We start from the raw sequence: 19,754 nt of genomic DNA on the forward strand, positions 1-19,754 counted from the left end.
TGCAATAATATTATATTATAATTATATAATAAAAGAGGACGAAACAAATCGTCCTCTCAAAATATATGTTATTGTAAATCAAACAATACCCTGTGCCATCATAGCATCTGCAACTTTTTCAAAGCCGGCAATATTTGCACCTGCAACATAGTCACCGTCAAGACCGTACTTCTTAGCAGCATTGTCAATGTTATGATAAATATTAACCATAATTTCTTTAAGCTTTGCGTCAACCTTTTCAAAAGTCCAGCTGATGCGTTCGCTGTTCTGGCTCATTTCAAGAGCAGAAGTTGCAACACCGCCTGCATTTGCAGCCTTACCCGGAGCAAACATTACACCGTGTTCCTGCAAATACTTTGTTGCTTCAAGGGTAGTAGGCATATTAGCACCTTCGGCAACTGCAATACAACCGTTTTCAACAAGAAGTTTTGCATCGTCGATAGTAAGTTCGTTTTGTGTAGCACATGGCAAAGCAACATCGCATTTAATCTGCCATACACCTCTGCCCGGATGATATTTAGCAGAAGGACGAGCCTCGGCATATGCTGTAAGTCTTTCTCTTCTGTTTTCCTTAACATCCTTAAGAAGAGCAACATCAATGCCTTCAGGATCATAAATCCAACCTGTTGAATCCGAAACGGTTACAACCTTTGCACCAAGCATTTCTGCCTTTTCAACCGCATAAATAGCAACGTTACCCGAACCGGAAACGCAAACAGTTTTGCCTTCGATAGAAGAATCGTTGCATTTAAGCATTTCTTCTGTCAAGTAAAGAAGTCCATAGCCTGTAGCTTCGGTTCTTGCAAGAGAGCCGCCGAATGAAAGGCCTTTACCTGTAAGTACGCCCTCATATGTGCCTTGAATTCTCTTGTACTGACCAAACATATAGCCGATTTCTCTTGCACCTGTGCCGATATCACCGGCAGGTACGTCGGTATCCGCACCGATAACCTTGCAAAGTTCTGTCATAAAGCTTTGGCAAAACATCATAATTTCTCTGTCGCTCTTGCCCTTAGGGTCAAAGTCTGAGCCACCCTTACCGCCGCCGATAGGGAGACCTGTAAGTGAATTTTTGAAAATTTGCTCAAAACCAAGGAACTTAACGATACCGAGGTTTACGCTTGGATGAAGTCTTAAACCGCCCTTATATGGACCGATTGCGGAGTTGAACTGAACACGATAGCCGCGATTTACGTGTACCTGTCCATTGTCATCAATCCACGGAACTCTGAATCGAAGAATTCTTTCAGGTTCAATAAGTCTTTCAAGAAGAGCCACCTGGCGATACTTCTTTTCGTTAGCATCGATTACAGGACGAAGCGAGTTAAGAACCTCACTTACAGCCTGAATAAATTCCGGTTCATAATAATCTTTTCTTTCAAGATACTCGAGTATCTCATCAACATAAGCCATAACTTATCCCTCTCAAAATTTAGTTTGTTATACTGCTTTAGTTCGTTAAAGCATTTATATAATATCACAATACATTTTATTTGTCACTAATTTTATATAAATTTTATAAAATTATTTACAAAAATGCGTAATTATGATAGTGTATTTGTATAAAATATACAAAGGTGAGTATGTGAAATCAGTTGTAATAATTATCGGAATACTAATCATTGCCGTGTATGTATCTCCGCTATACAAATCAAAAATAAATTTGGGAAATATTTTCGGAATAATCTTGGGTACTTTTGTAATTATTTGTTCGGTATTTTTTGAACAAATCAAAAAAATTTACACATATCCTGCCGGAAAAATATTAATTATATTATTTTTCGGATTGTTCATTATATTTTTAACATTGTTTTTCATAACGCTGTTTAAAATCATTAATGCGATTAAGTGCAATGCAAAAAACGAAACAACGGTTATTGTCCTCGGGTGCAGAGTTAAAGGAAGTGTACCGTCAAAAGCTCTTGTAAAGCGTTGCCGTGCTGCTGCCGAATATATGAAAAAAAACCAAAAAGCTGTTGCGATTTTATCGGGCGGACAAGGTGTTGACGAAGATATAAGCGAAGCGGAATGTATGTACGGATTGATGACTTCATGCGGAATAGATAAAGAAAGACTTATCAAAGAAGAGAAATCAACATCAACCTATGAAAATATGCTATATTCCAAGCAAATAATTGACACACTCGACTTATCCGAAAACATTGCCATAGCAACAAGCGAATATCATATGTTGAGAGCAAAAATGTATGCTCAAAAAGTCGGTTTAATTCCATATTCACTTCCGGCAAAGAGCATACCAATACTGCGAGTGGCATATTTTACAAGAGAAGTTTTCGGAATATGGGCGATGAAAATAAAAAAGGCTTTACAAAAATAATCTGTAAAGCCATTATTTTTTCGTCAATTGTCAAATGACTCCGAATTATCTTGACCATTACCAAACTGATTAAAGTAATCGTCTAAATCACCCTTGTCAAATTCGTCATATTTGTCATCATCGTCGTCATCATCATAATTAAAGCCGTATTGATAACCGTTGTCATAATTATATTTATTTTTATCTCGTGCAAAATTTGTTGTATAAAACATTCCCGAAAACTGCATATACAGACCGATTGTTAAAACAACGATATACAAAACTATTGCCGATATTGCAGTTGCTTTGGCAACCTTATGATGTTTTTCGTTATCAACTATCAAATAATCCGTAAATTGTTTTGAGCCGCATTGCGGACAAACAGAAAACGAATTATCAAGAGATATTCCGCAACAATTACATATTTTAGGCTGAATTTTCTTTGCTTTGTTTCTGACAATCAAATAAACTATTGCGGTCGGAAGCGGAAAGAAAAATCCAAAAACAGCAAATGTCATTCTGTTTTTTATTCCTCTTGCCTTTGAGTCCTCACTGATTGCTTCAGAAGTCAAAATGCAAACAAAAAGTGACAAAAATGAAGATAATAAAAGCAAAATCGCAAGTTTTATCATTTCTTGATTGCCGCCTGAAAGTCGACTGAAAAATGTCATAAAATCACTCCTAAAAATATATTTTCTTAATTTTACCTACCGTCTTTGACAAATCGGTTATAGTATCGTAATCATAATACGGTGCTTTTTTCTTTTGATATTCCAAAAGTTCAGGGCAAATTTTTTTATTTATAATCCATTTTTTAATGGAAAAATCATCCCTGATTTTCTTTGTAAGATAACCGTTGCCGAATATCGTAAAATCATCAAGCAAAAGGAACACACCTTGCTGAAATCGCATCAAATCATTGGTAGGTACATCAATCAACTTTGCCGTAGGAGCACTGATTTCAAATATTGACCTGCCCTTTATTTCTTCAATCAAATCCTTGTATTGAAGCAAATTTTCTTTGCCGTATTCTTTGCGTTTAAGCAAACTTTCCTTGCTATATTCCTTTAAGGCATCGGTTGCATTTGTAGGTGCTTCTCGGAGTACAATGACATTATAATTCTTCATCCACTCATTTGCAATATGAGAATGAGTTGTATAGTCATTTTCATCCTTAATTTCAACAGTGTAAAAAAGAATATCCTCATCATATTCCGTTCTGTTCTTTAATGCAAAAGACAAAGAAACAAAAGGATTTTTCGTTAAATCTATCAGCGGACTCAACCCAAAATAATGCTGTGAAAAGCTCAAAAAAGGATACAAATTATCTTCCGATAAACCGCCGATAGTCTTTTTAAAAACATCGGTGTATTCGGGATATTTATTGTAAAAATAAAGCAATCTTTGAGCGTTAAGTTGTGCAAAATTTTCGTCATCATCAAGCACAATATTTCTATGTCTAAAAATAGAAGGCAACAACGGACGGTCGATACTTCTTATTCTTTCGCCTCTAAAATAAATTCTGTCTCCGTGAGCATACGGAACAATTATGTTTTCGTAAAATTCCTGAAATGAATCTATTCTTTGAGATTGAGCACGAAAGTCAAAATCAAGTTCGTTTTCAAGCTTTCCTGCCAAATCATACAATTTATTAAACTTTTTCATCAATACTTGTTATGTACCTTTTCTGCAAAGCAGATAAAGTCTTTCAGTTCAATTTTTGTACCGTCATCAAGCACGGCTGTTCCATTCATTTTACCGAATACCTGGTGTTGGTCAGTAACAATAACCTTAACATCAATCAAAGCGTTACGGTCTATAATCGGCGTGAAATCCATATCAAATCTTCCATCGGATGATTTGAATGTCCACGGGTCGGTATAATTATCACTGATGTTAAAAACAATATCATCAAACTTATTTGCTTTTCCGTCATAGAAAATAACATTTTCGCTTGCGGCGGTTGTGTCGCCGAAGCCGTAGCCGAGATTAAAGCCAAAAGGTACACCGTTAATTTGACCGGAACCTGAGCCCCAATACCAGTAATTATCCTTTGTCCAAACTCCTCTGCCCCAATCAAGACCGGCAAAGTCTGTTTCAGGATTAAGTGTATAGATTTTACCTTTGTAAGTTACTGTACCGCTTGCACGCATACAGTTAATCTTTTGATTATAATAAAAAGCCTTTTTGTCTTCTGCCCACGGAGTTGCAATAACCATACTGTCCTGCGGTTCATCGGTAAGTTTTATATCACAAGATATTCCCTGCTTATTATCAAATGTTTTATAGTTCATTTTTATAAGTCTTGATGAACCCAAATGAGAAAAAGAAATATCGAGATTTTTATTTTTAAAAGCAACATCGCCCTTTGCCGAAGTCGGCGGCAAATTTGTTTTGCCGAGCGGAAACGCTGTAAGTTCCGATTGAGTATGCTCAACAGCATTTTCAAGGTCAACAAAGCTTACGCTGTACATACCGAGATAGCCCAAATCTGATATAGTAAGGCATAAACAAAATTTGTTTGAGTTAGACATTATATAATAATAATCCCACTCTTTAATTCTTGTTTTGCGTTTTTTAATCATATTTCTGTCATACTTTTGAACGAGCGATTTGCTCCAACCCGGTTCAATAAGATGACCGTTTTCATCAAGAAGATTATGGCTTTTTACAACTTCATGATTTCTCATAGTAACTCCTTAAATTACATAATCAAAAGAAGAAATATCAGCATTTTTATCAACAATATCCTGTAATGTTATACTGTCAACATATTCGGATATAACCTTGTAAAGCCCTTTCCATACAGGAAGCGTTACGCAATCATCTGCCCTATCACACATTATCGGTGAATTTTCAAGGCAGGATACCGGAGCAATTCCACCCTCTGTAAGGCGAAGAATGTCACCTACCGTATATTCATTTGCATTTTTTGCAAGACGATAACCGCCTTGATAGCCTCTGTTTGTACGGAGTATATCGGGTTTGTTCAAAATAGCAACAATTTGTTCCAAATATTTTTTTGATATTTCCTGTCGGTTTGCAATATCTTTCAAAGACACATATCCGTCACCTTGGTTTTGTGCCAAATCTATCATCATACGCAGCGCATATCTGCCTTTTGTAGAAATTTTCAAGTAATCATCTCCTGTCCTTGAATTTATAATACCACCATTTTAGTAGGTTTTCAAGGTTTTTATGAAAATACGGCACAAAGAAATTTTCTTTATGCCGTATTTTGTATCTTTAGGAGTTAAATTGAAACTCGCCATCAGCAAAATCAACAGTACATTTTGAACCTTCGCTTATTGTTTTATCCAAAATCAATTCGGACAATTTGTCCTCAATCTTAGATTGGATTGCACGACGGAGAGGTCTTGCACCGTATGTTTTGTCAAAACCTTCTTTTGCAAGTTCACTAATTGCCGCATCTGTAAAATCAAGTTCAATACCGAGATCTTGAGTTCTCTTTTGAAGTGATTTAAGCATACGCTTTGCAATTTCTTCAATATCGCTCTGTTCAAGCTGATTAAATACGATAATATCGTCAAGACGGTTAAGGAATTCAGGCTTAAAGGTCTTTTTCAAATCAGGCATTACCAAATCTTCGATTGATAATTTCTTGCCGTCCTCCTGACCGAAGCCGAGTGCAAGCTTTTCATCTGTAATTTTTGATGCACCGACATTTGAAGTCATAATGATGATTGCATTTTTGAACGAAACTTTTCTGCCCTGCGAATCGGTCAAAACACCGTCTTCAAGAATTTGAAGAAGCATATTGAACACATCGGGATGAGCCTTTTCGATTTCATCAAAAAGAACAACACTGTATGGTTTTCTTCTGATTTTTTCTGTAAGCTGACCGCCCTCATCAAAACCTACATATCCCGGAGGCGCACCGATAAGTTTTGATACCGTATGCTTTTCCATATATTCGGACATATCAAGCTTGATAATAGCATTTTCATCACCGAACATAGCTTCTGCAAGAGATTTGCAAAGTTCTGTTTTACCCACACCTGTTGGTCCGAGGAAAATAAACGAACCGATAGGTCTGTTAGGATTTTTAAGACCGACCCTGCCTCTGCGGATAGCCTTTGAAATTGCACTTACTGCCTTATCCTGACCGACAATTCTTTCGTGGAGAATATTTTCCATATTAAGCAATCTTTCGCTTTCTTCCTTAGTAAGCTGACTTACCGGAACGCCTGTCCACGATGATACAACCTGTGCGATTTCGTCACTTGAAACAGCCTTTACATCGTGATTTGAAGTATTACGCCACTTTGATTTTTCGTCATCAAGAAGCTTTGTGAGTTCATTTGCTTTATCTCTGAACTTTGCGGCGTCCTCAAACTTTTGATTGTTAACGGCATCTTGTTTTTCGGCATTCAGACGCTTAATTTCATCCTCCATATCTTTTAAATTTTGCGGAAGAGTATAAGCGTTAAGCCTTACAACCGACGCTGCTTCATCAATAAGGTCGATAGCTTTATCAGGCAAAAATCTGTCGTTAATATATCTTGATGAAAGCTTTACGGCAGAATCAATAGCTTCATCCGTAATCTTAACCTTATGATGAGCTTCGTACTTATCGCGAAGACCTTTAAGAATTTCTACGGTTTCTTCTTCTGTAGGTTCACCTACCGTCACAGGCTGAAATCTTCTTTCAAGTGCCGCATCTTTTTCGATATTTTTTCTGTATTCGGAAATAGTTGTGGCACCGATTACCTGAATTTCGCCACGGGCAAGCGAAGGTTTGAGAATGTTGGCGGCATCAACCGCACCTTCTGCTGCACCTGCACCCATAATGTTATGAATTTCATCAATGAAAAGGATAACATCCTTATTATCCTTAACTTCATCCATAGCCTTTTTGATTCTTTCCTCAAAATCGCCTCTGTACTTTGTACCGGCAACCATTGAAGTCAAATCAAGTGAGTAAATCGTCTTATTTGCAAGCATTTCAGGCACTTCGCCGTTAACGATTTTAAGTGCAAGACCCTCGGCAATGGCGGTTTTGCCGACACCCGGCTCACCGATAAGGCAAGGATTGTTTTTATTTCTTCTTGAAAGAATTTGAATAACCCTTTTAATTTCTTTTTCTCTGCCGATTACAGGGTCAATCTTGCCCTGCTTAGCAAGTTCTGTAAGGTTTTTACCGAATTCGTCAAGTGTAGGAGTTTTGCTTTTGCTTTTTTTCTTTGAACCGCTTTGTTGATTGCTGTCGTAGCTGTTTGAACTCAAATCGGTAATCAAGTCATCAAGAATTCTTTGTGAATCCGTACCAAGTTCATTGATAAACTTTACGGCATAGCTGTCTTCTTCTTTAAGAAGTGCGGCAAGAATATGCTCAACGCTTACATATGAATTACGCATTGTTCTTGCAATTTGGAACGAAATTTCAATAATCCTCTTTGCTCTCGGAGTAAAATCGTCCGGAGTAAGTGATGTTGGATTACCAACGCCGATTTCTTCACGGATAAGACGGTCTACGCCTTCGTATGTTACGCCGTTGTTTGTAAGAGCGGGAACTGTTGAATCGGTTGAAAGCAAACCAACAAGAATATGCTCCGTACCTATATAATTGTGTCCGTAAGTTTCGGCACTTTTAATTGCGAGGTTAAGCACCTCGTTTGCTTTTGTTGTAAATGAATTAAAACGATACATAATATCATCGCCTTTCTAAACAAATTGAACACCAACATTTTATGCCAGTTTTTCTCTGACAATCTGTGCTCTTAATGTTTCGCACATTGATTGAGTCAGATCGGATTTAGACGAATCAACGAGAGTTGCATCAAAAAGATTGTAAATCATATCTCCTATAAGCTCATATGAATACTCAAAATATCCAAGAGATATTCCAAGCCGAACCAATGATATATTGTTTAAAAATTCTTCAACAGAAAGTTTGCGTGCAAGTTTAAGTATGCCCAAAGTTCGATAAATCTTATCTTCAACACTCGGATTTTCCTTTAACGCTTCTCTTGCCGACCGTTCCTGTGCAACAATTTGATTGCATACGGCGTTCAGATTGTCAACTGCATTTTTCTCGGTAATACCGAGAGTAACGGTGTTTGTAAGAATGTAAAAATCCCCTGCACCGCCTTCATACATTTCTTTAAGTACAAAGCCAAGCTTTGAAACTGTTGTTGAAAGTTTGGACATTATACCTTTGTTTGCAAGAGCCGGTAAATGAAGAACAACAGAAACATTAAGTCCTGTTCCGAGATTAAACGGAGATGATGTTAAAAACCCGTATTTATCGGAAAAAGCAATATGCAAACCTTTGATAAAAATATCATCAATATCATTTGCTTTATTGTATGCTTCTTCAATGTTTTGACCGGATGCAAAAGAATTGATATTTATATGGTCTTCTTCGTTAATTGATATGCATACATCTTCATTTTTTGACAAAAGAAATGAAGAATTTTGCTTTGCAAAGCCATCGCTTATCAAATCTTTTTCCGAATAAGACAAAGCCTTGGCTTTTGATATATCCGAAGTGTTAATCAAATCAAATTCCTGTGCAAGCGGAGAGTTTTTTATACAGGCAAACACCTTTTTTACAACCGTTCTTTTAGTGTCATCATTCATTTTTATCGGATATGGGACATGCGCCAAATTACGCATTAAAACAGCCTTTGAATACATTATTACATCACTGTTTGTTGCTGAACTCTCGTATCTTTTTTCCATCTTTAATTCTCCTTATCGATTTCCTTTATCTTGTCTCGAAGAACCGCTGCATCTTCAAATCTTTGTTCCTTAACAGCCTGTTTAAGTTCTTCCTTGAGTTGTGACAAGGAGTCGTTAACTGTTTGTTTTTTTGTATTTGTCGATTCGGTATATGTTACATTTTTGCCGATATGCTTTACATTTCCGTGAATTTTTTCAATGCTCGGTGCAAGTCTGTCCTCAAACTTATCATAGCAATCGGAGCATCCGACACGACCGAAATCAACAATATCTTTAAGTGTTGAACCACAGGTTGGGCAACCGTTTATGCCGACAAGCGAATTGAATGCACTTGCACCTGCACCTATTAGGTTACCGAAGAAATTATCCATAGAAAACGGTTCAAAATTAAACTCATCCATAACTCCGAGTTCCTTTGCACAATCCTCGCAAAGATACATTTCTTCCTTGTGTCCGTTAATAATCTTTTGAATATGAGTATTAGCCTCATTCATATGACAATGTGTACATTTCATAAATAACGCCCCCAATTAATCAATATATGCAAGAAGCATTTGTTTTAACTGTTTTGCACGAATAGCATCTGCATATTCCTTTGGAATACCTTTAAAATTGTTGTCTGCAACAACGCAAACCATCATTTTTGTAGCTTTGTCATTAATTAATTTTTGATAATTACAGTTTATTAAATTTGCCTTTGCACTTCTCTCGTCAATACTGTTTCCTATTGAATTAATGAAGCCCATTAAAGCGTTTTGCGGAGAAGCTGCACGGGTGATTAAGATATATCCTCCTCCGCCTCGTCTGCTCTCTATTTGATAGCCGGCTTCCGGAGTAAATCTTGATGTAATTACATAATTAATCTGACTGGGCACACAACCTATTCTGTTTGCTAAATCATTACGCTGAATTTGAACCGTTGATGTATTATCGTCAAACATATCAAGTATCATATCAGCTATTACATCACTCATCTTCACTTCTTAATCATCTTCTTTCATTTTAGTCGGACATTAAGTCTTTGACTTTGACTTTCTTTGTCCTTTAATTGTGTTATATCACAAAGGTCAGGAAAAGTCAAGAAGTTTTTCAAAAAATTTTTAAATTTATTTTTGTCGAAAAAAGTAACAGCGTTTTTAGGCTATGCATAATATAAAATATATGTCTTTGGCTGTTACGGCAGACATATATAATACTATTTGTAAGGTGAAACTTATGATGATATACAATACAAGAGAACAAGGTTGTTCGTGTTCTGTACCGATAAGACCTTGCCCGCCTCCTGTTCCTCCTTGCCCACCTGCACCGACACCTGTTCCCTATCCTGTTGTAGGTCCTACCGGTCCGACAGGTCCAATGGGACCTATGGGTCCGCAAGGCGTACAAGGCTATCAAGGGCCTCAGGGTCCAATCGGTCCAACCGGTCCGCAGGGTATTCCGGGTCCTGACGGTGCAATCGGTCCAACCGGTCCGCAAGGTGTTGCAGGTGCAACCGGTGCTGTCGGTCCGACAGGTCCTACCGGTGCGACGGGTGCAACAGGTGCAGTAGGTCCGACGGGTCCTCAAGGTGTTGCCGGACCAACGGGTGCCACAGGTGCTGTCGGTCCTACAGGTCCTGCGGGCGGAATTAGCGAATACGCATCATTTTATGCACTTGCTCCAAATGATAATCCTACCGCTATTGCACAAAATACAGCAGTTGAGTTTCCTAATTCGTCTGCCTCAACAACAGGCATTACAAGATTAACTAATTCAACATTTAATTTAGCTGATACGGGAACTTATCTTATAATGTTTAAGGTAAATACAAATACAGCCGGTCAATTAGGCATTGCGGTTAACGGTGCTGTTCAACCGAATGCAACATTCGGAAACGCAGCCGATGACGGAATAATCGAAGGCAAAACAATCATTACAACAACAGCGGCAAATACTGTTTTAAGCATTGTAAATCCTATCGCAACAGCTGTTACCGTTACACCGTCTGCAGGCGGTACAGAAGCCACGGTATCGGATTTAACAATTATAAAACTTGCGTAAATAAAGGTGGCATATGCCACCGTACATAGAGGTGATTTTGTGAAAATAGCTGTTTATGCCATCTCAAAAAACGAAGAAAAATTTGTTGAGCGTTGGGTAAATTCTATGAGTGAAGCTGACGAAATATATGTTGCAGATACAGGCTCAACAGACAACACCGTTGAATTATTAAAGCAAAAAGGTGTTATTGTAAACTCTGTTAAAATTGAACCTTGGAGATTTGATGAAGCACGAAATAAATCACTTGATTTCGTAAGAGAAGATGTTGATATTTGCGTTTGCACCGACCTTGATGAAGTGTTCACAAAAGGTTGGAGAGATGAGTTGGAAGAAAAATGGACAAATGGCACAACAAACGCAAGATATAATTATATTTGGAGTTTTGATGAAAACGGAAAACCGCAAACATCATTTTATATTGAAAAAATCCATTCAAGAAACAATTTCAAATGGGTATATCCCGTACACGAAATTTTGCAATACACAGGCGAACAGCAGCAAAAATATATCACATTGGACAATGTAACATTAAAGCATTATCCGGACAAAAAGAAATCACGAGGACAGTATTTGCCGCTTCTTGAATTATCGGTAAAAGAAAATCCAAATGACGACAGAAATATGCACTACCTCGGCAGAGAGTATATGTTTTATAAAATGTACGACAAAAGTATTGAAACATTAAAAAAGCATCTTGCGTTGCCAAGTGCAAAATGGAAAGACGAGCGTTGTGCTTCAATGCGGTATATTGCAAAATGCTATATAAAAAAAGCTGATTACAAGCAAGCAGAATTGTGGTATGAAAAAGCGATAAAAGAAACTCCGTATTTGCGAGAACCGTATATTGAATATGCTCAACTTGAATATGAACTCCAAAATTGGAGCAAAGTCGCAGAATTGGTTGAAAACGCTTTGAAAATAACAGAGCGACCGATGACATATATAAGTGAAGGCTATTGTTGGAATTATGTTCCGTACGACCTTTTGGCAATTGCATACTTCAATTTAGGCAATTATTCCCTATCACTAAAAAACGCCGTGTCTGCATATATTCTTGAGCCTGAAAACGAAAGGCTAAAAGACAATATGCAAAAAATAAAGGAATTCGTCAATTGACGAATTCCTAAATTCTTTATTTAATTATTGTGTATCCTGCATCAACAACAGCTTGTTCCAAAACTGCTGTGTCAACGTCCTTGGAAAGCTCAACGGTTGCCTGTTTTTCGGTATGACTTGCAACAGCTGAAGTTACGCCGTCAATCGCTTCAAGTGCCTTTTTAACGGCAGCCTCGCAATGCGGGCACATCATTCCGTCAATTTTAATTGTCTTTGTCATTTTAAATTCCTCCGTATAATCTATATTTACTTCTTTGATTTTTCTATCTTTTTTTGGACTTGTTACATTCACAAAATTAAGCCTCAACGCATTCATAACAACGCAAAAGCTTGAAAGACTCATCGCAGCCGCACCGAACATCGGGTTAAGTGTCCATCCTGTGATTGGAATCCACACACCGGCAGCCAACGGAATACCTATAATATTATAAATAAAAGCCCAAAACAGATTTTCTTTAATATTTGTAAGCGATTTTCTGCTGAGCCTGATTGCAGAACAAACATCCGATAGCTTGCTGTTCATCAAAACAACATCTGCACTGTCAACCGCAACATCCGCACCTGCACCGATGGCAATGCCGACATCCGCCCTTGTGAGTGCCGGAGCGTCATTTACACCGTCACCAACCATAGCAACCTTGCCAAATGATTGAAGCTTTTTCACAACTGCTTCTTTGCCGTCAGGCAAAACATCGGATATAACCATATCAACGCCTGTTTGCTTGCCGATTGCGTCAGCCGTGCGTTTGTTGTCGCCTGTGAGCATAACAACCCTTATTCCCATATTTTTAAGTTGCTTGATTGCTTCAGGGCTGTCTTTTTTGATTGTGTCGGCAACAGCAATAACACCAATCAGCTTTTCGTCTTTTGCAAAAAGCAACGGAGTTTTGCCGTCATTTGACAATTTTTCAATATCATTTTTAACTGATGAAATATCACAAACAGTTGAAATATACTTTGAACTGCCCGCATATATCTTAGAATTTTCCAAAGTTCCGCACAAGCCGTTGCCTGTTTTAGATTCAAAATCTTTAATATCAAGCGATGAAATTTGCATTTCTTCGGCTTTTTCCACTATCGCCTTTGCAAGCGGATGTTCGCTTTTTATTTCGAGTGAATAAGCAAGTTGCAAAAGGTCGTTTTCAGATATGCCAACAGGAATTACATCGGTAACCTTCGGTTTGCCCTCGGTTATAGTTCCTGTTTTATCAAGAACAACAATTTGAGTTTTGCCTGCTTCTTCAAGAGAGACGGCGGTTTTGAACAAAATACCGTTTTTTGCACCCTTGCCGTTGCCGACCATAATTGCAACAGGAGTTGCCAATCCAAGAGCACAAGGACAACTGATAACCAAAACGCTGATTGCTCTGCTGAGTGCATATCCAAACGGTTTTGGCACAATCAACCACACAATAAAAGTGATAATCGCAATAGCAATAACACTCGGAACAAACACTCCGGACACTCTGTCGGCAAGTTTTGCAATAGGTGCTTTTGTAGCCGAAGCATCCGACACAAGATTGATTATCTGTGCCAATGTTGTATCTTCGCCGACTCTCGTAGCCTTGCATTTCAAAAAGCCCGATTTATTGATAGTGGCTGATGTGACCTTATCGTTAACTGTTTTGTCAACAGGCAAACTCTCACCCGTGAGTACAGATTCATCAACAGCACTTTCGCCGTCAATAACTACTCCGTCAACAGGAACACTTTCGCCCGGTCTGACAACAAAAACATCACCGACAGAAACATCATCAATATCAACCGTTATTTCTTTGCCGTCACGAATAACATTTGCAGTTTTCGGAGAAAGCGACATCAAGCCTTTCAACGCATCGGTTGTTCTTCCTTTGGAATATGCTTCAAGAGTTTTGCCGACTGTAATCAGGGCAAGAATCATGGCTGCGGATTCAAAGTAGAAATCATCCATATATGACATAACCGCAGACATATCGCCTTTTGTTTGTGCAACCGTCATTGCAAAAAGCGCATAGGTGCTGTATACAAACGAAGCACCGCTTCCGAGAGCAACAAGCGTATCCATATTTGGTGATTTGTGGATAAGACCCTTAAAACCGCTGATAAAGAAATTTTGATTTATCACCATAATGATAATTGCAAAAAGCATTTGTGCAAGTCCCATGGCAATATGGTTGTTTTCCATAAAACTCGGGAGTTTCCAGCCCCACATCATATGCCCCATAGAGATATACATAAGCGGTGCAAGGAACACCAAAGACGCTACAAGTCGCTTAACCAATTTCGGTGTTTGGGTATCTTTCAGTTCATCATCGGAATTACTTTTAGCTTTTTTGTTTTTTGTTTTAAGCGAAGCTCCGTATCCTGCCTTTTCCACCGCTTCAATAATTTCTTTTGATGTTGCGGTGCCCTCTACGCCCATTGAGTTTGTCAACAGATTTACAGAACAAGAAGAAACTCCGTCAACCGAACTAACTGCTTTTTCCACTCTTGCAGAACAAGCCGCACAGCTCATACCTGTCACATTGTATTGAGTCATTTTTACCTCGTTTCTGAATTTTGCAATAATAACACAAAGGCAATCAGCCGCAAAAGCCTACTGTGTTAATATGATTACCGAGTAATCACCTTCCACATAAATAATATACACAAAATATCAATTTGTCAATTTATACTTTACATATTATATGTAAAAATATATAATACCCTTTGGTGATGAAATGAAAAAATTATTAATTATTAATGCTTCTCCAAGGGAAAACGGAGTTTGTGCAGAGGTTTTAAAGCAAATTAAGCCTTATTTTATCGATTGCGAAACAAAGGAATATAATGTATACAAACTTGACCCTTTGCCATGCAAAGCGTGCGGATATTGTGAAATGCACAACGGCTGTGCAAACAAGGACCTTGACTTTTTCTTTTTGGATTTGAAAGAAGCTGACTATATCGCAATTCTTTCTCCGATGTACAACAACTTCTTTCCTGCTCCTCTAAAGGCCCTTATGGACAGATTTCAACGCTTTTGCAGTGCAAAATATCTGCGTGGCGACAGCGAGCCTATAGGCAAACAAAAGAGTGTAGGTCTTGTAATCACAAGCGGAACAAACGCAAGAGAATGTGCAAACTATATGTCAAACAGTATCAAGCAGTTATTCTCCCCTCTCGGCGGAGAATTGAAAGCACGATACTACATACCAGGTACGGATTCAAATAACTACACATTCAACATTGTTGAACTTGAAAAATTTGTGCACCAAATCAAAAAATAATAATTATTTAAAGACGATTTGATTAAAGAACAATCAAGTCGTCTTTTTCTTATGCTTATATTTCTTGCATTTTTATTGATTATGTGCTAAACTGAAATTGCCAAATACATCACAAGTGAATATTTAACGGCGGTATAGGTATGCTATTTTTGTCTTTAGATAAAAATGCATGCTCTTAATTTGCATACTTTACCGCGTGTATATATGTGATGTGTTTGGCGACAGTTGAGCTATGTGTTTTTTGTGCGTATGGCTTCGGCTGTGCGCATTTTTTATTTTAGATAAGGAGAATTACAATAATGAAAAAAATTACGAAATGCAAAACATGTGGAGCAGAGATTTCTAAAACCGCAGACATTTGTCCAAAATGTGGAGCAAAACAAAAAGTCAAAAAAATAAAGTTTTATTTTAGGCTGTTGATTATTTTATCTGTTATAACATATTTGTGGTATCCTTGGTGCAATGAATATATTGGTAACAAAATCAATGGAAGAATAAACTTATCAATCGGAAATGAAAATATTACTTATAATCAACTATTTGATGAATATGAAGCTTGCAAAAATGTAACTGAAATAAATGCATTTAATCAAAAATACAAGAACGTGCCAATTTCCTTTACTTATGAAGTTGTAGATATTAATAGAAAATTTTACAGTGGAGCCTCTATGACTTTTGTTAAATTTAAATCGGATATATTACTGACTATTACTAATAATGATGAATATGCTTTTAATAGAATTAATATCGGTGACAAATTATATATTGAGGGTGTTATTAAAGGTGCAGGCCATTGGTCAGATTTAAGTACCGATGATCATTTAGATAATGGATGTCTTTGTGTTTCGATACAAGAAGCGACATCTGATAATATAATAGTCATAAATTAATCCATTATAACTTTTTAGCATTATAAAGCATATAAAATTAAATCAATTAACACTATAAATACAATCGGATTTAAATATTAAAAAGGACCTTCAATTACATTACAAATAAACCTCCAACGGTAAATTTCATTCTACCATTGGAGGCTTATTTTATACTGATGAATTAAATAAATTTTTAGTTTATATCTTCTTTTAAGGTTTCGATTATATTGTTTTGCTGGACTTTTTTGACTGAATAAATCATTGTCATACCGATGATTGCAAACACAACAAGTGCGACAATTAAGTACAACACATAATCTATTGAAAATGTTGTTGTGCTGTTATTCAAAACCATGTGCATACCGAAAGAAATCAGCGCACTTATCGGCAAGCCGAAAATTACAGCCTTTATTCCGTAAAAAGCACTTTCGAGCATAATCATTTTGTTAAAGCCTTTTGGTGTTATTCCGACAGATTTCATCATTGCAAACTCCTTTTTACGAGATGCAATACCCGAAGAAATCGTGTTGATAATATTAAATATTGTAATTAGCGAAATCAATGCAACAAAGCCGTAAACAAACACCTGAATTACCAAAGCAATAGCTTCAAATGCTTGCATTTGTTCCGAAAAATCAACAACTGTAAAGTTGGAATTTTTCCCGTCATCGGATATTGTATTCAGCTTTTCTGTAACTTTCTGATGGTCGGTTGTTTCTATTCCCAAAACATAGTTTGAAAGTTGATTGTCGTTTGCGTTGATGTTCTTGCAAACTTTTACAAGCTGTGAATACGGCATATACAGTGAAATAACGCCGATTTTATTCAAATTGCAAGGCTTTGTGTTGCTGTATTTAACAAAATCCGTAATTTCAAACTGAAGATTATCTTCCGGATAATATGCTTCCTTAAAACTTGAGCCGAGAATATTATCGGTGAACACTTTTTTGCCGCTTGCGGTGTGCGAAACATTGTTCATCAACAGCAATTTACACTTATTGTTTGAATTAAAATACGCCTTGCTGTCAATACCGTTTTTATCACAAAGTTCATTAAACATATCGTCATCAAGCATATTTATTTGAACAGCAAATCTGTTCGAAAACTCACGACTGTAAGCGTTGGTAAGCTTTTTATCATCGGTAAACATTTTGAAATTATTTCTGTAATTACTGTTTTTTTGAACCGAATAATAAATGTTTGTTGCACTATACATATCGTCAATGCCATCAACATTTTCAAATTCTTTAATTGCACTTTCACGATTTGTATCATCAAGATAAACGCCGATTTGATAAGGCATTGACTCCTGCCCTACCGTTTCGTTTGCAAAAATATCACAAAAATAATTGCAACTCAAAAACAAAACAATGGAAAGTGCGATTGAAACGGTAATTACTCTTGCTTTTCTGCCGTTTCGTTTGAGATTTTTATATGCAAGTTCGCCTTCGTAACCAAAAATTGCTTTGATATATTTCGGACATTTGAGCGTCTTTGCTTTAACCTTAATTTCATCAGATTGTCTGATAGCAGAAATTGTGGAAATTTTTGAAGCCTTTTTAGCCGGAATTGAGCAAGAAATCAAAATTGTTATTATACTCAATCCCAAGACAATCAAAACCGCCCAAATCGGGAATACGACTTTCATTGAAACATTTTGTTCGGTTACACCGTTAAGCATTGAAGTAGAAATAATTTTTTTGCCAAGTGCTTTAAGTGTTATACCGATGCCGGCAACACCTGCACCGATACCGAGCGGAATACCAAACAGTGCAAGAATAAATCCCTCATAATATATGGAAAGTCGTTTTTGTCGCTTGGTAGCACCTACTGACGAAAGCATACCGAGATACTTTACCTTTTCTGAAAGCGACATTGCAAAAGCATTATAAATAAGAACAACGGAAGCAACCATAATTATAACAAGTAAAATAACAACAAGAGGTAAAATCATCGCCATAAAGCTATCACTTGAATATGAAAAGTTGGAATAAAGCAATTCCGTATTCACCGTGCTTGCACCGGGATTTGCCTTATCAATAATACTATTCACAACATCCAAAGACTTGCTGTTAAGAGTTTTAAGCTGAAAAGCGACAGTCGGATTTGCCTTTAAATCATCCGAATAAGTTAAAAGTGCAAACTTGGAAGTGGGATTATTTTCATGAAGTATCGCAGTTATTCTGTATTGTTTAACCTCTTGTCGAGCAAACTTTTCGCCTTTTGAATATGCACCGGTGACATCAAATTCACCGTCTTTATCCCTCATAATTCTTGTACCGCACGGGATAGAAACAATATCACCAACCTGCCAATCAAGTTCGTTATTTTCGATAAAATCGCTTTGCACAGCGATTTCTTCACTTGTTTTTGGCAAAGTTCCGTCGTAATCAGCCTGAATGAACATTTTAAAATATCCGTCATCACAAGCACCGATTGAGCCTGTTGCGAGCCTGTCGGACTTGCCGTTGTCAATTTTGAACTGCTTATAGTTTTCATCACACAAACCGACGGTTTCGATTCTTTCGTCCTTATAAAGTTCGTCAAGGCTTGATGATTTTACATCATTCAGTTGTGCAACATAATTGCCGTCTGACACAATCGAAACATCGGCAAACAACTGCATAAAAGATGCCATAGCAACAAAAACAGCGGTTATCATTGCAACCGAAACAATAATTCCAAAAGTTGTTACAAGAGTTCTGCCCTTGTTTTCTTTGAGATGACGGAGAGTGAGTTTGTTAACGATATTCATCCGTTTTCACCTCATCTCTTGTAATTCTGCCGTCCTCAATAGCAATAACTCTGTCGGCTGCAAGTGCAATTCTTTCATCGTGAGTTATGACAATAAGAGTTTGGTTATTCTCTTTATTAAATTTTTTGAGCAGTGAAATAATTTCTTTTGTGTTTTCACTGTCAAGATTACCTGTCGGCTCATCGGCAAGCATAAGAGCAGGATTGTTCATCAACGCTCTGCCGATGGAAACACGCTGTTGCTGACCGCCCGAAAGCTGGCTCGGTAAATGCTTCAATCTGTTTTCAAGACCGAGAGTTTTCACGAGAGAATCAATGATTTTTTGATTTGGCTTTCTGCCGTCTAACAACAGCGGGAGGGTCAAGTTTTCCTCAACCGTCAAAATCGGAATGAGGTTGTAGAATTGATAAATAAGTCCGATTTGTCTGCGACGAAAAATTGCAAGATTTGTTTCATCAAGGGTCGAAATATCGGTTCCGTTGATTATAACACTTCCCTTTGTCGGCACATCAACTCCGCCGAGGATGTGCAAAAGAGTAGATTTACCTGAACCAGACGGACCGATAATTGCAACAAATTCACCTTGTTTTACAGAAAAAGACACATTATCAAGTGCAACGACCTTTGTTTCGTCCTTGCCGTAGATTTTTGATAGATTTTTTACTTCGAGAATATTCATACATTTCTCTCCTTTCGTGCCC

The 19,754-nt window shown here is 37.3% G+C and carries 17 protein-coding genes; 5 read left to right on the forward strand and 12 right to left on the reverse strand.

The features are described 5' to 3' along the window. Nucleotides 1-78 precede the first annotated feature (78 nt). Nucleotides 79-1,413, reverse strand: a complete 1,335-nt coding sequence (gdhA, locus tag Q0E08_RS02710) for an NADP-specific glutamate dehydrogenase (RefSeq protein ID WP_294776025.1) — start codon at nucleotides 1,411-1,413, stop codon at nucleotides 79-81. A 172-nt stretch (nucleotides 1,414-1,585) separates the two neighbouring features. On the opposite strand from gdhA, the gene Q0E08_RS02715 reads away from it, so the two are divergent. Beyond that, nucleotides 1,586-2,338 (forward strand): YdcF family protein, encoded by a 753-nt coding sequence (locus Q0E08_RS02715; protein ID WP_294776028.1) that lies wholly within the window; start codon nucleotides 1,586-1,588, stop codon nucleotides 2,336-2,338. A 23-nt stretch (nucleotides 2,339-2,361) separates the two neighbouring features. Here the strand turns inward: Q0E08_RS02715 and Q0E08_RS02720 are convergent, their stop codons facing one another. From Q0E08_RS02720 to Q0E08_RS02755, 8 genes are all read right to left on the reverse strand, one after another. Further along, on the reverse strand, nucleotides 2,362-2,988 hold the full coding sequence (locus Q0E08_RS02720; protein ID WP_294776031.1) for a hypothetical protein: 627 nt from the start codon (nucleotides 2,986-2,988) through the stop codon (nucleotides 2,362-2,364). A 10-nt stretch (nucleotides 2,989-2,998) separates the two neighbouring features. Next, on the reverse strand, nucleotides 2,999-3,982 hold the full coding sequence (locus Q0E08_RS02725; RefSeq protein WP_294776034.1) for an FRG domain-containing protein: 984 nt from the start codon (nucleotides 3,980-3,982) through the stop codon (nucleotides 2,999-3,001). Then, complete coding sequence (locus Q0E08_RS02730; protein WP_294776037.1) at nucleotides 3,982-5,007, reverse strand: DUF2804 domain-containing protein; 1,026 nt, start codon at nucleotides 5,005-5,007, stop codon at nucleotides 3,982-3,984. The genes Q0E08_RS02725 and Q0E08_RS02730 overlap by 1 nt, the downstream gene beginning before the upstream one ends. Nucleotides 5,008-5,016: 9 nt before the next feature. Next, entirely contained in the window at nucleotides 5,017-5,454 is a 438-nt protein-coding gene (locus Q0E08_RS02735) for an Rrf2 family transcriptional regulator (protein ID WP_294776040.1), read from the reverse strand. Between the two features lie 109 nt (nucleotides 5,455-5,563). Next, on the reverse strand, nucleotides 5,564-7,987 hold the full coding sequence (locus tag Q0E08_RS02740; RefSeq protein WP_294776043.1) for an ATP-dependent Clp protease ATP-binding subunit: 2,424 nt from the start codon (nucleotides 7,985-7,987) through the stop codon (nucleotides 5,564-5,566). A gap of 39 nt (nucleotides 7,988-8,026) precedes the next feature. Then, nucleotides 8,027-9,022 carry a hypothetical protein gene (locus tag Q0E08_RS02745; protein ID WP_294776046.1) on the reverse strand — a complete coding sequence of 332 codons (996 nt, stop codon included), beginning with the start codon at nucleotides 9,020-9,022 and terminating at the stop codon, nucleotides 8,027-8,029. A 2-nt stretch (nucleotides 9,023-9,024) separates the two neighbouring features. After that, nucleotides 9,025-9,537, reverse strand: a complete 513-nt coding sequence (locus tag Q0E08_RS02750) for a UvrB/UvrC motif-containing protein (protein ID WP_294776049.1) — start codon at nucleotides 9,535-9,537, stop codon at nucleotides 9,025-9,027. A 15-nt stretch (nucleotides 9,538-9,552) separates the two neighbouring features. Further along, nucleotides 9,553-9,996 carry a CtsR family transcriptional regulator gene (locus tag Q0E08_RS02755; RefSeq protein WP_294776053.1) on the reverse strand — a complete coding sequence of 148 codons (444 nt, stop codon included), beginning with the start codon at nucleotides 9,994-9,996 and terminating at the stop codon, nucleotides 9,553-9,555. A gap of 241 nt (nucleotides 9,997-10,237) precedes the next feature. Here Q0E08_RS02755 and Q0E08_RS02760 point away from each other — a divergent pair, with 241 nt between their 5' ends. Further along, the gene (locus Q0E08_RS02760) at nucleotides 10,238-11,062 is read left to right on the forward strand and encodes a collagen-like protein (RefSeq protein WP_294776056.1); all 825 of its coding nucleotides are present in this window, start codon (nucleotides 10,238-10,240) and stop codon (nucleotides 11,060-11,062) included. 39 nt (nucleotides 11,063-11,101) lie between these two features. Continuing rightward, nucleotides 11,102-12,178 carry a glycosyltransferase gene (locus Q0E08_RS02765; RefSeq protein ID WP_294776059.1) on the forward strand — a complete coding sequence of 359 codons (1,077 nt, stop codon included), beginning with the start codon at nucleotides 11,102-11,104 and terminating at the stop codon, nucleotides 12,176-12,178. Nucleotides 12,179-12,194: 16 nt separating this feature from the next. Here Q0E08_RS02765 and Q0E08_RS02770 read toward each other — a convergent pair whose 3' ends face one another. Further along, nucleotides 12,195-14,696 (reverse strand): heavy metal translocating P-type ATPase, encoded by a 2,502-nt coding sequence (locus Q0E08_RS02770; RefSeq protein ID WP_294776063.1) that lies wholly within the window; start codon nucleotides 14,694-14,696, stop codon nucleotides 12,195-12,197. A gap of 181 nt (nucleotides 14,697-14,877) precedes the next feature. Between Q0E08_RS02770 and Q0E08_RS02775 the strand changes: the two genes are divergently transcribed. Then, nucleotides 14,878-15,426, forward strand: coding sequence for a flavodoxin family protein (locus Q0E08_RS02775; protein WP_294776066.1), 549 nt, complete (start codon nucleotides 14,878-14,880; stop codon nucleotides 15,424-15,426). A gap of 299 nt (nucleotides 15,427-15,725) precedes the next feature. After that, a complete protein-coding gene (locus Q0E08_RS02780; protein ID WP_294776069.1) occupies nucleotides 15,726-16,316 on the forward strand; it encodes a zinc ribbon domain-containing protein in 591 nt (196 codons plus the stop codon). A 175-nt stretch (nucleotides 16,317-16,491) separates the two neighbouring features. Here the strand turns inward: Q0E08_RS02780 and Q0E08_RS02785 are convergent, their stop codons facing one another. Continuing rightward, nucleotides 16,492-19,053, reverse strand: coding sequence for an ABC transporter permease (locus Q0E08_RS02785; RefSeq protein ID WP_294776072.1), 2,562 nt, complete (start codon nucleotides 19,051-19,053; stop codon nucleotides 16,492-16,494). Continuing rightward, complete coding sequence (locus Q0E08_RS02790; RefSeq protein ID WP_177664167.1) at nucleotides 19,040-19,732, reverse strand: ABC transporter ATP-binding protein; 693 nt, start codon at nucleotides 19,730-19,732, stop codon at nucleotides 19,040-19,042. Before Q0E08_RS02790 ends, Q0E08_RS02785 begins: the two co-directional genes overlap by 14 nt. Nucleotides 19,733-19,754 lie beyond the last annotated feature (22 nt).

This window comes from uncultured Eubacterium sp., assembly GCF_934561735.1.
Classification (GTDB): Bacteria; Bacillota; Clostridia; order Oscillospirales; family Acutalibacteraceae; genus Eubacterium_R.

Coding starts and splice junctions, on each gene's coding strand:
- Q0E08_RS02745 (WP_294776046.1), bottom strand. CDS start 9,022: ATGGAAAAAAGATACGAGAGTTCAGCAACAAACAGTGATGTAATAATG.
- Q0E08_RS02720 (WP_294776031.1), bottom strand. CDS start 2,988: ATGACATTTTTCAGTCGACTTTCAGGCGGCAATCAAGAAATGATAAAA.
- Q0E08_RS02785 (WP_294776072.1), bottom strand. CDS start 19,053: ATGAATATCGTTAACAAACTCACTCTCCGTCATCTCAAAGAAAACAAG.
- Q0E08_RS02780 (WP_294776069.1), top strand. CDS start 15,726: ATGAAAAAAATTACGAAATGCAAAACATGTGGAGCAGAGATTTCTAAA.
- Q0E08_RS02790 (WP_177664167.1), bottom strand. CDS start 19,732: ATGAATATTCTCGAAGTAAAAAATCTATCAAAAATCTACGGCAAGGAC.
- Q0E08_RS02740 (WP_294776043.1), bottom strand. CDS start 7,987: ATGTATCGTTTTAATTCATTTACAACAAAAGCAAACGAGGTGCTTAAC.
- Q0E08_RS02750 (WP_294776049.1), bottom strand. CDS start 9,537: ATGAAATGTACACATTGTCATATGAATGAGGCTAATACTCATATTCAA.
- Q0E08_RS02760 (WP_294776056.1), top strand. CDS start 10,238: ATGATGATATACAATACAAGAGAACAAGGTTGTTCGTGTTCTGTACCG.
- Q0E08_RS02775 (WP_294776066.1), top strand. CDS start 14,878: ATGAAAAAATTATTAATTATTAATGCTTCTCCAAGGGAAAACGGAGTT.
- Q0E08_RS02770 (WP_294776063.1), bottom strand. CDS start 14,696: ATGACTCAATACAATGTGACAGGTATGAGCTGTGCGGCTTGTTCTGCA.
- Q0E08_RS02755 (WP_294776053.1), bottom strand. CDS start 9,996: ATGAGTGATGTAATAGCTGATATGATACTTGATATGTTTGACGATAAT.
- Q0E08_RS02730 (WP_294776037.1), bottom strand. CDS start 5,007: ATGAGAAATCATGAAGTTGTAAAAAGCCATAATCTTCTTGATGAAAAC.
- gdhA (WP_294776025.1), bottom strand. CDS start 1,413: ATGGCTTATGTTGATGAGATACTCGAGTATCTTGAAAGAAAAGATTAT.
- Q0E08_RS02725 (WP_294776034.1), bottom strand. CDS start 3,982: ATGAAAAAGTTTAATAAATTGTATGATTTGGCAGGAAAGCTTGAAAAC.